12 protein-coding genes and 1 pseudogene are annotated in these 12780 nt (G+C 71.8%); 3 read left to right on the plus strand and 10 right to left on the minus strand.

The genetic code is table 11. From position 1 onward, the window contains the following. Positions 1–110: 110 nt before the first annotated feature. Complete coding sequence (locus tag ACFVYS_RS04430; protein ID WP_389498735.1) at positions 111–560, minus strand: carboxymuconolactone decarboxylase family protein; 450 nt, start codon at positions 558–560, stop codon at positions 111–113. 81 nt (positions 561–641) lie between these two features. Between ACFVYS_RS04430 and ACFVYS_RS04435 the strand changes: the two genes are divergently transcribed. Beyond that, positions 642–1523, plus strand: coding sequence for a sigma-70 family RNA polymerase sigma factor (locus tag ACFVYS_RS04435; RefSeq protein WP_389498737.1), 882 nt, complete (start codon positions 642–644; stop codon positions 1521–1523). A gap of 60 nt (positions 1524–1583) precedes the next feature. Here ACFVYS_RS04435 and prcB read toward each other — a convergent pair whose 3' ends face one another. From prcB to ACFVYS_RS04455, 4 genes are all read right to left on the minus strand, one after another. Next, positions 1584–2447, minus strand: a complete 864-nt coding sequence (gene prcB / locus ACFVYS_RS04440; RefSeq protein WP_389498739.1) for a proteasome subunit beta — start codon at positions 2445–2447, stop codon at positions 1584–1586. Between the two features lie 83 nt (positions 2448–2530). Next, positions 2531–4873, minus strand: coding sequence for a glycoside hydrolase family 65 protein (locus tag ACFVYS_RS04445; protein ID WP_389498741.1), 2343 nt, complete (start codon positions 4871–4873; stop codon positions 2531–2533). After that, complete coding sequence (locus ACFVYS_RS04450) at positions 4870–5649, minus strand: beta-phosphoglucomutase family hydrolase (RefSeq protein ID WP_389498743.1); 780 nt, start codon at positions 5647–5649, stop codon at positions 4870–4872. Before ACFVYS_RS04450 ends, ACFVYS_RS04445 begins: the two co-directional genes overlap by 4 nt. Positions 5650–5706: 57 nt before the next feature. Beyond that, positions 5707–6102, minus strand: a complete 396-nt coding sequence (locus tag ACFVYS_RS04455; protein ID WP_389498745.1) for a YybH family protein — start codon at positions 6100–6102, stop codon at positions 5707–5709. Between the two features lie 63 nt (positions 6103–6165). On the opposite strand from ACFVYS_RS04455, the gene ACFVYS_RS04460 reads away from it, so the two are divergent. Together ACFVYS_RS04460 and ACFVYS_RS04465 are read left to right on the plus strand one after the other, a co-directional pair. After that, positions 6166–6807, plus strand: coding sequence for a nucleoside/nucleotide kinase family protein (locus ACFVYS_RS04460; RefSeq protein WP_389498747.1), 642 nt, complete (start codon positions 6166–6168; stop codon positions 6805–6807). Positions 6808–6933: 126 nt separating this feature from the next. Then, positions 6934–7092 (plus strand): hypothetical protein, encoded by a 159-nt coding sequence (locus ACFVYS_RS04465; RefSeq protein WP_389498749.1) that lies wholly within the window; start codon positions 6934–6936, stop codon positions 7090–7092. On the opposite strand, the gene ACFVYS_RS04470 is transcribed toward ACFVYS_RS04465, so the two are convergent. From ACFVYS_RS04470 to ACFVYS_RS04490, 5 genes and pseudogenes are all read right to left on the minus strand, one after another. Further along, on the minus strand, positions 7082–8917 hold the full coding sequence (locus ACFVYS_RS04470) for a hypothetical protein (RefSeq protein WP_389498751.1): 1836 nt from the start codon (positions 8915–8917) through the stop codon (positions 7082–7084). The genes ACFVYS_RS04465 and ACFVYS_RS04470 overlap by 11 nt on opposite strands. A 69-nt stretch (positions 8918–8986) precedes the next feature. Next, on the minus strand, positions 8987–10705 hold the full coding sequence (locus tag ACFVYS_RS04475; RefSeq protein ID WP_389498753.1) for a hypothetical protein: 1719 nt from the start codon (positions 10703–10705) through the stop codon (positions 8987–8989). A 2-nt stretch (positions 10706–10707) separates the two neighbouring features. Further along, positions 10708–11610 carry a carbohydrate ABC transporter permease gene (locus ACFVYS_RS04480; RefSeq protein WP_389498755.1) on the minus strand — a complete coding sequence of 301 codons (903 nt, stop codon included), beginning with the start codon at positions 11608–11610 and terminating at the stop codon, positions 10708–10710. After that, positions 11607–12527, minus strand: a complete 921-nt coding sequence (locus tag ACFVYS_RS04485; RefSeq protein ID WP_389498757.1) for a carbohydrate ABC transporter permease — start codon at positions 12525–12527, stop codon at positions 11607–11609. Before ACFVYS_RS04485 ends, ACFVYS_RS04480 begins: the two co-directional genes overlap by 4 nt. Positions 12528–12602: 75 nt before the next feature. After that, positions 12603–12780 (minus strand): annotated as a pseudogene (locus ACFVYS_RS04490) (glutamate ligase domain-containing protein); the annotation flags it as partial.

The raw sequence follows: 12780 nt of genomic DNA on the forward strand, positions 1-12780 counted from the left end.
GGGGCCCCGCCCCCGCCGGGGGGCCCCCCCCCCGGGGGGGCCCCGCGGGCCAGGCGGTGGGGGGGGGCGGCGCGGGTCCGGCAGGACAGGCTCGCCACCCCGCGCCCGGCTCACCAGGTCTTGCCGGCCTGCTCCCGGATCGTGTGGTTGATCCGGTTGAAGAAGTTGGTCATCGCGATCTCCAGGATGATCGCGGCCAGCTGCTCCTCGCCGAAGTGGTCGGCCGCGGCGTCCCAGATCTCGTCGGTCACGCCCGCCGCTCCGTCCTGGATCCGGGTCGCGGCCTCGGTCAGCGCGAGTGCCGCCCGCTCCTCGTCGGTGAAGAAGGGGGTCTCGCGCCAGGTGACCACACTGTGCAGCCGCTGGTCGGTCTCTCCGTGCTTCTTCGCCGCCTCGACACCGGCGTACACGCACGGGCTGCATCCGTTGATCTGGCTGGCCCGCAGGTGGATCAGTTCGAGCAGGCGCGGGTCGACACCCCCCGCGTGAACCGCCTTGACGAGGTGCTGGATCGCGGTGATCACGTCGGCGTTCGCCGGGCTCTTCATGCGTGCTTCCATCGTCCTGCTCCTTCATCGGTTACCTGTGCCCCTCCGGGCCCGTCATCCTCATGACGGAGCAGATCCAGGGAAGGTAACAACATGTCCGACACCAGCCCGACGGACCCGGCGGCCGAGGCGTTCGAGGCCCAGCGCGACCGACTGCGGGCGGTCGCCCACCGCATGCTCGGCTCGCACGCCGACGCGGAGGACGTGGTCCAGGAGGCCTGGCTGCGGTTCTCCCGCCAGGACCCGGCGACCATCCACAACCTCGCCGGCTGGCTGACCACGGTGGTCGGACGGATCAGCCTCGACGTCCTGCGCTCGCGCCAGGCGCGCCCCGAGGCGTCCTATGACGACGGGCTGCCCGAGCTCGTGGTGACAACGGTCGCCGACGGACCGGCGCCGGAGGACGACGCGGTGCTCGCCGACTCGGTCGGCCTCGCGCTCCTCGTCGTCCTCGAGTCGCTCGGACCGAGCGAACGGCTGGCGTTCGTGCTGCACGACCTGTTCGCGGTGCCGTTCGACGAGATCGGCCGGATCCTCGGCAAGTCCACCGCCGCCGGCAAGATGCTCGCCAGCCGCGCCCGCCGAAAGGTGCGGGGAACCGAGCGGTCGACGATCGTCGGACAGGAGCGGCGAGAGGTCGTCCACGCCTTCCTGACGGCGGCCCGCCACGGCGACTTCGCAGGACTGCTGCGCGTACTCGACCCCGAGGTGAGACTCGTTGTCGACACCCCCGACGGCGTGGTCGTCACCCTCGGCGCCACCCAGGTCGCCGCCGGTGCGCAACTGTCCGCCGGTGCGGCCGCGCGGGGTCGAGCGGTGCTCGTGGGCGGGCTTCCCGGGCTGGTGTCCTGGCGCGAGGACGGCTCTCCCCTGTCCGTCATGGCCTTCATCGTCGCCGACGGCCGGATCACCGGCATCGCGGTCATGATCGATCCGGCCAGGCTCGCCGCGATGAATCTGCCGAAACCCGAGTGAGGTCCGGTCGCGCGAGGGCCCGTTGTCCGTGCGGGCCCGGCCGGCTCACGGCGTCGTCGCCTACGGACGCGGCTCGGTGGCGTGGGGGCCGTCGGGCCTGGTGCGGCGCTGCTCGACCATCTCGTGGCTGAGTCGCTCCGTCTCCGCCTCGGGCAGCCGCTCGAAGCCCTCCTCGGTGATGACCGAGACGATCGGGAAGATCCGGCGGCCGATGTCGGGACCGCCGGTCGCGGAGTCGTCGTCGGCCGCGTCGTACAGCGCCTGGAGTGCGGCCAGCGCCGCCTCGCGCCGGGACATGCCGGCGCGGTACAGCTTCTTCAACGCCCCGCGCGCGTACGGCGATCCGGAGCCCTCGGCGTGGAAGGGCGCCTTCTCGTACAGGCCGCCCACCACGTCGAAGCTGAAGATGCGGCTCCTGGCGCCCGGGGCGGCCGCCGTATCGTAGCCCGCGAGGAGCGGGACGACGACGAGGCCCTGCATGGCCTGGCCGAGGTTCTGCCGGATCATCGTGGCCAGTCTGCGTGCCTTCGCGCCGAGGGTCATCGGGATGCCCTCGACCTTCTCGAAGTGCGTGAGCTCGACCTGGTACAGCTTCACCATGTCCACGGCGAGTCCGACGGTGCCGGCGAAGGCGACGGCGGTGTGGTCGTCCGCCGGGTACACCTTCTCCAGGTCGCGCTGCGCGATGAGGTTGCCCATCGTGGCCCGGCGGTCGCCGGCGATCAGCACACCGTCGCGGTAGACGAGGGCCAGCACGGTCGTACCGTGCGGGAAGCTGTCCGGGGCGGCGCGGAAGCCGTCGGCGAACGGGCTGCGCGTCGGCAGCAGTTCGGGACGGTACGCCGCCAGGAAGTCGCTGAAGGACGAGCCGCCCGCCGTGAAGAACTCGTCCGCGAGCCGCCCGTCGTGCCCACTCTCCGCCATGCCACTCCCCCTGCCGCCTGCGACTCCCCACTACCTACCAGCACCCGGCGGCCGGGAAACACCGCCGGGCGCCGGCCCGGTGGTCAGCGGGTGTTCGGCCCCCGGTGCGGGGGCTGCCGGGGCGCCGGCCGGTCCGGCACGGGCGGTACGGGTCGGACGACGGGGCCGTCGCCGTTCACCAGCACGGGAGCGCCGTGGTGCCGGATCGTCAGGGGGGAGCCGGACAGCAGGGTGTACGTGGCCTTGTCCGGGCCGATCTCCACCCGCAGGCGGCGGCCGAGGAGCTGGACGCTGAAGGCGAGACGGCTGAACCTCTCCGGCAGCCGGGGTGCGAACCGCAGGCCCTCGCTGTCACCGCGCAGCCCGCCGAATCCGGCGACCAGGGCCATCCAGGTGCCCGCCAGGGACGCGATGTGCAGCCCGTCGCGGGTGTTGTGCTCCAGGTCGGCCAGGTCCATCAGCGCGGCCTCGGTCGTGTAGTCGTAGGCCAGTCCCAGATGGCCGGCCTGCGCGGCGATCACCGCCTGGCAGCAGGCCGAGAGGGAGGAGTCGCGGACGGTCAGCGGCTCGTAGTAGGCGAAGTTGCGGGCGATCTGCTCCTCGTCGAAGTTGTCCGCACAGGTGTACATCGCCAGGACCAGGTCGGCCTGCTTGACGACCTGTTTGCGGTAGAGGTCGAAGTAGGGGAAGTTCAGCAGCAGGGGGTACTGGTCGGGGCGGGTGCCGGCGAAGTCCCACTGCTGGTAGCGGGTGAAGCCCGCGTGCTGTTCGTGCACGCCGAGTTCGTGGTTGTAAGGCACGTGCACCGCTTCGGCCGCGTCCCGCCAGGCCGCGCTCTCCTCCTCGTCCACGCCCAGCCGGGCGGCCTCGCCCGGGTGCCGTGCGACGGCGTCGGCGGCGGCCAGCAGGTTCGCCCGGGCCATGAGGTTGGTGTAGGTGTTGTCGTCGGCGACCGCGCTGTACTCGTCGGGTCCGGTGACGCCGTCGATGTGGAAGGTGCCGTGCGTGTCGTGGTGGCCGAGCGAGCGCCACAGCCGCGCGGTCTCCACCAGCAGCTCGACGCCGGTGGCCGCTTCGAAGTCCCGGTCCCCGGTCGCCGTGACGTACCGGACCACGGCGTCGGCGATGTCGGCGTTGACGTGGAAGGCGGCGGTCCCGGCCGGCCAGTACGCCGAGCCCTCCGAGCCCTCGATCGTCCGCCAGGGGAACGCGGCGCCGCGCAGGCCGAGTTGGACGGCCCGTTCACGGGCGGCCGGCAGGGTGTTCTGCCGCCAGCGCAGGGCCTCGGCGACGGCGCCCGGCGCGGTGTAGGTGAGCAGGGGCAGTACGAAGGTCTCGGTGTCCCAGAAGGCGTGGCCGTCGTAGCCGGATCCGGTCAGCCCCTTGGCGGGGATGGCGCGTTGTTCGGCGCGGGCACCGGCCTGGAGCACATGGAAGAGAGCGAAGCGGACGGCCTGCTGGATCTCCTCGTCGCCGTCGACCTCGACGTCCGCGCGGGACCAGAAGTCGTCGAGGTAGGCGCGCTGGTCGTCGAGGAGGCCCGCCCAGCCGCTGTGTCCGGCCGCCGCGAGGGCCGCCTCCACCTGGTCGCTCATCGCGGGCCGGGAGCGGGCGCCGGACCAGCCGTGCGCGACGAGCTTCTCCACCCGCAGCCGCTCACCGGGCTCCAGCACGGAGGTGACGGTGAGCCGGGCGACGTCGACGTTGCTCTCGCTTTCGACGGTGGTCCGCTCGGGGCCGGTGACCTCGTGGTCGGCGGCCACGGCCACCCGCAGCCCGCTGCGTTTCGTGCGGTGGACCAGCCGCAGCCGGCGGCCGACGGCCACGTCCTCCTCGGGCTCCAGCGGTGACTTCAGGGCACGGGCCGTGCGCGGGTCGCCGTTCGGGTCGGGCAGGCTCTCGTTGGTGACCAGCTCGGACTGGATCACCACCCGGGAGGTGCTGCCGACGGCCTCCACCTCGTAGGCGACGGCGGCCACGGCCCGCTGGGTGAGCGAGACCAGCCGGGTCGAGCGCACCCGGACCGTGGACCCGGCGGGCGAGGTCCACTCACAGCTCCGTTCCAGGACGCCCCGGCGCAGGTCGAGCACCCGCTCGTGGGTGACGAGCCGCCCGTAGCGCAGGTCGAACGGCTCGTCGTCGACCAGCAGCCGCAGGATCTTGCCGTTGGTGACGTTGATGACGGTCTGCCCGGACTCCGGGTAGCCGTAGCCGGCCTCGGCGTAGGGCAGCGGGTGCAGTTCGTGGACGCCGTTGAGATAGGCGCCGGGCAGGCCGTGCGGCTCGCCCTCGTCCAGGTTGCCACGCCAGCCGACGTGTCCGTTGGAGAGCGCGAAGACGGACTCGCTCTGCGCCAGGACGTCGAGGTCGAGCCGCGTCTCGCGCACGTACCAGGGCTCGACGGTGTAGGACCGGTCCTTGATCACTCCCGCCCTCCCTCGTCGACGCGGCCCGGGAGGTCCCCGGGTTCCGCGAGGTCCGCGAGGTCCTTCACCACGATGTCCGCGCCGTGCGTGTACAGCGCGTCGCTCTGCCCGACCCGGTCGACGCCGACGACGTACCCGAAGTTCCCGGCCCGGCCCGCGTCCATCCCGGCCAGCGCGTCCTCGAAGACGGCCGCCCTCGACGGCTCGACGCCGAGGTCGCGGGCGGCGGCCAGGAACGTGTCGGGGCGCGGCTTGCCCGGCAGTTCCCGCTCGGCCGCCACGACGCCGTCGATCCGTACCTCGAAGAGGTGCTCGGCGTCGATCGAGCGCAGCACGTCGCGGGTGTTGGCGCTGGAGGACACGATCGCCGTCCGCAGGCCACGCGCGCGTGCCGCCGCTATGTAGCGCAGGGTGCCGTCGTACGGCCGGACGCCCTGGGTGCGGATCTTCTCCAGGAGCAGCTCGTTCTTGCGGTTGCCCAGCCCGTGGACGGTCTGCGCGTCGGGCGGATCACCTGGTTCACCCTCGGGCAGTTCGATGTCCCGGGAGGCGAGGAAGGTGCGGACGCCGTCGGCGCGGGGGCGGCCGTCGACGTACTCGCCGTAGTCGTGGGCCTCGTCGAACGGGCGGAAGTCGTCGCCCCCGCGCGTGTACAGGAACGCGTCGAAGGTCTCCTTCCAGGCGGCCGCGTGCACCACGGCCGTTCGGGTGACGACCCCGTCGAGGTCGAAGAGACAGGCCTGGATCTTTTCGGGGAGACCGAGCGTCGACGTCATACGGCCCTGGTTCCCCCACATCGGGCCCCTCACCGGTGTGTCGCGCGCCACACCCGGTCAGTCGTGCGGGAAGGAGTGGTGCTCGTGGGCGATGAGCCAGCGGCCGTGCTCCTTGCGCAGCCCGAAGGTGAGCCGCAGCCGCAGGCTCGGACACTCGGCGAGCTCCTCGGGTGTGCCGCAGCGCAGCAGGGCGTGGGCGTAGGCGACGTCATGGCCCGCGGTGACGTCGAGGGTGTCGATGTCGAAGCGGGCGCCCTGGGCCTGCCAGACGAAGAAGGGCGGCCAGGTCGCCCGGTAGGCGGCCAGGCCCCGGATGCCCTCGTGGGGCGCGGGCACGTCGTACATCACCAGGTCCTCGGCGTGCTGGTCGAGAACGGTGTCGAGGTCGCCCCGGTGGACGGCGTCGGCCCAGCGGGTGATCAGGGTGCGGATCTGCCCCTCGTCGTCGGACATGGTCGTCCTCCTCTCCTTGCGACCTTGCGGGTCACCTTCCAGGAGACTGCGACACTCTGCTGTGTGCTCACTTTCGACGATCTGCTCGTACGTGCCCGTGCCCTCGCCGGGGACGGCCGCAGACGCGCGCTCCTCGGTGTCGCGGGCGGTCCGGGCGTGGGCAAGACGACGTTCGCCGAGCGTCTGGTGCGGGAGCTGAACGGCACCGGGGACCCCTGGGTCGCGCACGTCCCGATGGACGGCTTCCATCTCGCCGACGTGGAACTGGACCGCCTCGGCCGACGGCACCGCAAGGGGGCGCCCGACACCTTCGACGCGGCCGGGTACGCGGCGCTGCTGCGGCGGCTGCGGGAGGAGACGGACGGCGAGGACCTCGTCTACGCGCCGGGCTTCGAGCGGGACCTGGAGCAGCCGGTCGCGGGGGCCGTGCCGGTGCCGCCGACGGCCCGGCTGGTCGTCACGGAGGGCAACTACCTGCTCCTTGGCACGGGTGCGTGGACGCGGGTGCGGGCCGCCCTGGACGAGGTGTGGTTCTGCGAGACGGACGAGGACGAGCGCCTCCGCCGGCTGATCGCCCGGCACGAGGAGTTCGGCAAGCCGCACGAGGAGGCGGTGGCCTGGGTGCTGCGGAGCGACCAGCGCAACGCCGAACTGGTGGCGACGACGAGGGACCGGGCCGATCTGGTGGTGCCCCTGCCCGTCTGACGTCCGGGTCGTTGTCGGTGCGCCGCGCCGGCTTCGAGACCATGAGCGACGGAATCGTGTGGCTGGATCTGCTGCTGCCCGAGCTGGCCGCCGCGGACGTCCTGCTCCCCCGACGGGAGCACGTATGTGCCGCCGGAGGACGAGGACTGGAGGACGGGCTCCCGCCGCAGCCTGGGCGTCGTGGAGCGGCGGTTCGGTCTGTCCCTCTCCCCGGCGTTCCTCCAGGACGCCCGGCTTCCCGCGTACGCGGTGCGCGGCACCCCGCGGATGACCCTCAGCCCCTGACGGCGGCGCTCAGCGTCAGCGTCGGCTCGGCGTGCGCGTCGTCGGGGCCGAGCACGGCGGTGAAGGCGTCCGTGCGCACGGTCAAGCCGTCCTCGGCCCACTCGACCGAGACCCTGAGCGGCTCCTCGGTGCCGTGGCGCACCGCGAACACGTGCAGGTCGTCCGGCGCGTCCGGGAGCGGTCCCGCCTCCAGCGCCGTCGAGCTGACCAGGTGGCGCCAGCCCTCGTCGGGGTTGCCGTACCCACGCGGGTCGACGGCGAGCGCGAAGGCGGCCTGCTCCTGGGTGAGTCCGGCGCGCGCGTCGAAGTGCTCGGCGCCCTGCGCGTCCGGGTGCGTGAGGCGCAGGCCACCCGGTGCGGAGACGGCGCCGTGCGCGGTGCGGCGGACCCGGTCGCCGTCGTCCTCGGCGTACGGCAGGCCGGCCAGCAGGTACGGCGTCCCGTCGAGGCGCTCCACGGCGACCGTCGTCCACAGGGTGGTGCCGTCGGTGACGTACAGGGAGCGCACGCTGCGCAGGACGTGGTCACGGCCGACGACCGGCTTGGTGACCAGCTTGGCCGTCAGGCCGTCGGCGCGGGCGTCGCGGACCCGGACCTCGCCCATCGGCCGGCACAGCAGGAAGCCGTCGGCGACGGGGCCGAAGCCGTGCTGGCGGTTGACGGCGGCGGGCAGGTAGTAGGTACCGGCCGCCTCGACGATGGCGGGGGTCATCCGGTCGTCGAAGGCCACCGAGACGGTGCCGGCGCGCAGTTGGTGCCGCGCGGGTCCGGTGGACGGCTCGCGGTGCCAGCGCGTGGTGTCCTGGATCTGCCAGACCAGCATCCACGCGAAGTGGCCGTCGATGCCGCCGTCCGCCTTGACGGCGTGCCGTGCCCAACGGCTGTCGCCCCGGTAGCGGCCGAGGTCGGCGCCGATCCGGGCGCCGAAGTAGCGCAGGCCGAGGACGGACTCGAAGGCCGAGTGCTGCTCGCTGTAGCGGGGGCCGCCGTTGTCGAAGCCGCCGCCGGGGAGGCGGGCGTCGAGGTAGCGGGCGAGCGCCTCGCCGTCCTCGGCGAAGACCTCCTCGCCGCTGACCCGGTGGGCCTGGGCGAGGAAGGAGAGGGAGATCGGGCCGTAGTTGTTGTCGTAGGCGCCGCCGTGCTCGGGGGGCAGCAGGGCGCCCCGGTCGCGGACCCGGTGGGCACGGATCTCGTCGGCGTACAGCGCGAGGGCCCGTGCGCGGACCGGCTCGCCGTCCTGCGGCGGAAGGTGGCGGGCCAGCATCAGGCCGCCGACCACGCAGCCGATGGCCTGGTTGCCCGCCTCCTGGGGGTTGAAGAAGGTCGCCTCGGTCAGCCAGTTCCAGTAGCCGCGCGCCACCTCCAGCAGGTCGGCGCGCTGTTCGTCCGGCACCAGGCCGTCGGCGTTGTCGAGCACGTTCACGGCCTGGAGCAGCGCCCACACCGTGCTCGGCCAGTCGCCGACGGGGTGTGCGCCGGCCGCCAGGGTGTAGCGGGCGTACGGGAGTCCGGAGCCGCGCACCCTCAGGTTCGGGTAGCCCGGGTTGTCGCCACGGTAGACCCGTTCGCGCAGGTGGAAGGCGAGGCTGCGGTGCACCGCCTCCGGCAGCCGCGGGTCCTTGGTGCGCTGCCAGGCCAGGGCCAGCAGGGAGGTGATGCCGAGCGAGGTGTCGCCGATGTCGTCGACGCAGTCGGGGTGTTCCAGGTTGCCCTGCGGGGTCAGGCGGCGCAGCGCCTGCTCGGTGACGTCGGCGAGGACGGCGTCGTACGCCTGCGGGGTGTCGGGCAGGTCGTGCAGCGGGCCGCGCTGGTGGGGGAGGTACACGGGAGGGGACGTGAGGTGCACGGGGATCAGCCCTTCATGCCTGGGTGGCCATGGTGTGGGTGCTCGGAGTCACACGGCGGGTGCGGGCCGGCGGGCGCGCAGTGCGAGGGTCAGTGTGTGCGGGCCCAGTCCACCGAGGTAGACGCGGTTCCCGGTCGTCGCGTCGGTGCCACCCACCACGGTGTGGTCCTGACCCGGGTCGTACCGCAGTACGTCACTCCGGTCCGGCCCGGCGAGCGGTTCGCCCGCCTCGACGGCGGCCTCGACCCGGATCTCGTCGTCGCCGACCCGGTAGGCCAGCGGCCCGGTCGTCAGGCACCAGCGCCCGTCGCCGATCGGTACGGCGCCCGCCGGCACGCCACCCGGCCGGAAGGTCAGTTCGAGGGCCCAGGGCACCCGTGGTCCGCTGATGTCGATCCGCAGGTCGGCGCCGTCCTCCCGCAGGTCGACCTCGACGCGGGTCGTGTGGGAGACCTCGTCCCGGGGCCGGTCCGGGAAGGCCATCGCGCCCGAGAAGCGTCCCTCGTCCGCCAGACGGTAGGCGCCGTCGTCCCGTCGCCGGTCCGGCGGCAGCGGCTGGTAGTAGGCGGCCGTGAGGGTTTCGGTGAGCCGGTACCGGTGGGCGGCGGGCCGTTGCATGTCGGCGGCGCGGAACGGGCCCAGGTCGAAGAATCCCCGCGAGAGACGGACCGCGTCGAGGACGGCGTCGCCGGCGAACAGCCGCAGGAAGGTCGGATTGCACGCGAGGCCCGAGCGGATGCGCCGGTGCCCGGGCACGTCGGAGCCGCCGTACACCACCGTGTGCGCGGTGGCGGAGGTGTGTGCGGCGAGGCGCGCGGTGGTGAGGTACCGGTCGCGCGGAAGTGTCTCCGCGGCCGGCGCCGGCAGGACGCGGCACAGGTCCGGGGTGAGGAGGGTCTGGGCGAGCAGGTCGGGGTCGTCGACGCCGCCGGCGGCCGCCAGGCGCGCCGCCAGGCTGAAGTCGCCCCGGCCGGTGCGGACCGCGAACAGCCGGTAGTGCGGCAGGTAGGGCGTCAGCGCAAAGGGGTGGTTCTGGTCCTGCCGTCGCGAGTGGACGGTCTCCACCGTGCCGTCCGGCCTGATGAGGTCCAGGGTGGTGGCGAGGTTGCGTTCGACGGCGTCCCGCAGGTCGGCGCGGCCCAGCACGTCGGCCAGCAGGAGCAGCGACGGGTTGGACACGTGGGCCGCGTAGTTGGCGCTCCGTTCCGAGTACAGGCCCTCCGTGTCGATGTCGACGCCCTCGGAGAGCCACTCCTCGACGCGGCCGAGCAGCCGGTCGTCGGGGAACGACCGGTGCAGCCGGGCCAGCGCCGCGCACAGCTCCCAGCGGTGGTTCGGGGTGTGCACCCCACCGGTCAGGAGACTGCCGGAGGCGGCGCTCGCGATCTCGGCGAGCGCCGCCGCGACATCGCTCAGTTCCGGCCCCGCGCCGGCGGCGAGGACGTGCGCGTCGCACACGTCGTTGACGGTGAACGCGGAGTCCGGTGGTGACTGCACGTTGTCGCCGCCGGCGAAGAGGCCGGTGGTGGTCTGCGCGGCCCGCAGGGCGCGCAGGTGGGTCCTCGTGGCGGTGACGGCCCGCTTGCTGCCGTGCAGGGCCGAGTCCGGGGAACGGTAGGCCGCGACCAGGGTCTTCACCCGGCGCGCCAGACCACGGTGCGGCACACCGGCGGGTTCCTCGTCGGGGCCGGCCGCCAGCGGGGCGGCCAGCCGGTCGGCGGCGCGGACCACCGCGTGGACGAACTCGTGGTCGAGCGCGGTGGGCACGGTCAGTCCTTCAGTCCGGCATTGATGTCAGCGCCCATGACGTAGCGCTGGAAGACCAGGAAGATGGCGATCAGCGGGATCATGGAGATGACCGATGCGCCGAGCAGTACCGACCAGTTGATGTTCTGCGCGCCGACGATGCTCTGGATACCGATCTGCACGGTGAACTTGCTGGGGTCGTTGAGCATCAGCAGCGGCCAGATGTAGTCGTTCCACCGCCACTGGAAGGACAGGATCGCGAGGGTCAGCATGATGGGCCGGGAGAGCGGCACCATGATCCGCAGGAAGATCGACAGCTCGCGGGCGCCGTCGATGCGGGCGGCCTCCACGAGTTCGTCGGGAACCGTCAGGAAGAACTGGCGGAACATGAAGCATCCGGTCGCGGTGAGCACCGCCGGGAGGATGATGCCGGCGAACGAGTTGTAGAGGCCGAGGTTGCGGACCACCAGGAACTCCGGGGCGAGCATGACCTCGGACGGCAGCATCGTGGTGGCCAGGATGCAGATGAAGAAGGCCTTGAGCCACTTGTTGTCGTACTTGGCCAGCGCGTACCCGGTGCAGCAGCTGGCTCCCACCGTGAGGATCGTCGTGATCACGCACACGATGGTCGTGTTGATGAAGTACTGGGAGAAGTTGGCGCTTTCCCACGCCGCCTTGAAACCCGACAGGGTGGGGTTGTGCGGAACCAGCGTCAGCGGATACGAGAACAGGTCGCTGGCCGGCTTGAAGGAGCTGAGGACGAACCACAGCACCGGAAACCCGTACAGGCACGCCAGGATCCACAGCAGTGTCGTCGGGGCCACCGCCCGCCGGAGCCCGCCACTGGCCGCCCCGCGGGGCCGCTTCCTGGCGGCGGGCCGCTTGGCGTCGGCGTCGAGCGGGCGTGGCGTGTCTGTGGTTGTCATCGGTTCTCCACCCGCCGGTTGACGATCATCTGGATGATCGCGACGGCCATCAGGATGAGCATGAGCACGAATGACGCGGCGCTCGCGTAGCCGATCTGGCCCCGTTTGAAGCCGGTCTCGTAGATGTACTGGACGAGCAGGTTGTTCGAGGTGCCGGGTCCGCCGTTGTTGAGGGCGACGAACACCGGGTATTCCTTCATCGCGTTGATCGTGTTGAGCAGGATGACGATGAACGAGGTGGGCGCGATGCTCGGCAGCGTGATGCTGAAGAACTGGCGCCAGGGGCCGGCGCCGTCGAGCGAGGCCGCCTCGTAGTAGGACACCGGTACGTTCTTGATCGCCGCGATGAACAGCAGCATCGAGAAGCCCGTCCAGGCCCAGGACGCCGCCATCACGACCACTATCAGCGACAGGTCCGCGTTCGACTGCCACGGAACGGGGCTGCCGCCGAACTTCTCGATGACGTAGTTGACCAGTCCGAAGTTCTCACCGAACATCCACCGCCACAGGACACCCACGACGATGGGCGACAGCAGCCACGGAATGAAGAAGACGACTCGGGCGACCGACCCGCCCTTGGCGTTCTTGCTCACCAGCAGGTTGGCGGTGAGCAGCGAGACCGCGAAGTTCAGCGGTACGAAGAGCACGGCGTACAGCAGCGTCCGGCTCAGCGCGTCGTAGAACGTGGAGTCCCCGAACAGGTTGTGGTAGTTGTCCAGTCCGATGAACTGGAACGCCCCCACACCCGTGTAGTTCGTGAACGAGTAGACGAGCCCGATCACCGCCGGCCAGACGAAGAACAGCGCGAAGAGCACCACATTGGCCGCGATGAGGACGAGCGGCGCAAGGGTGTACTTGTTGCGTCTCCTGGACGGACTCGGCGGGCTCGCGGACACGTCCGAGGCGCGTTTTGTCATCTTCCTGACTCCGTGCTGGTGGAAGGGATTCCTGTGGGCTCACGCCATGAGCCCGGCATCGTGTGGGCGCCCGGTCCGGGCGGCGGCGGTGGCGCCGCGCATGGCCTCCAGGTCGGCGGTCATCTCGGTGGGGTGGTGCGCGTACGAGTCGATGACCTGCACGCCCGCCGCCTCGCCCTTGAGCTGGAGGCGGCGCTTGACCCCGGTGTACGAACCGAGGGCCGAGGCCAGGTTGTGCGCGGGGATGCCGAGG

Origin of the sequence: Streptomyces sp. NPDC058295, assembly GCF_042880655.1 — a bacterium.
Taxonomy (GTDB): domain Bacteria; phylum Actinomycetota; class Actinomycetes; order Streptomycetales; family Streptomycetaceae; genus Streptomyces; species Streptomyces coriariae.

Excerpts from the sequence above, each read along its gene's own strand:
- ACFVYS_RS04480 (WP_389498755.1), bottom strand. The coding sequence starts at position 11,610 with ATGACAACCACAGACACGCCACGCCCGCTCGACGCCGACGCCAAGCGG.
- ACFVYS_RS04450 (WP_389498743.1), bottom strand. The coding sequence starts at position 5,649 with ATGACGTCGACGCTCGGTCTCCCCGAAAAGATCCAGGCCTGTCTCTTC.
- prcB (WP_389498739.1), bottom strand. The coding sequence starts at position 2,447 with ATGGCGGAGAGTGGGCACGACGGGCGGCTCGCGGACGAGTTCTTCACG.
- ACFVYS_RS04430 (WP_389498735.1), bottom strand. The coding sequence starts at position 560 with ATGGAAGCACGCATGAAGAGCCCGGCGAACGCCGACGTGATCACCGCG.
- ACFVYS_RS04435 (WP_389498737.1), top strand. The coding sequence starts at position 642 with ATGTCCGACACCAGCCCGACGGACCCGGCGGCCGAGGCGTTCGAGGCC.
- ACFVYS_RS04455 (WP_389498745.1), bottom strand. The coding sequence starts at position 6,102 with ATGTCCGACGACGAGGGGCAGATCCGCACCCTGATCACCCGCTGGGCC.
- ACFVYS_RS04485 (WP_389498757.1), bottom strand. The coding sequence starts at position 12,527 with ATGACAAAACGCGCCTCGGACGTGTCCGCGAGCCCGCCGAGTCCGTCC.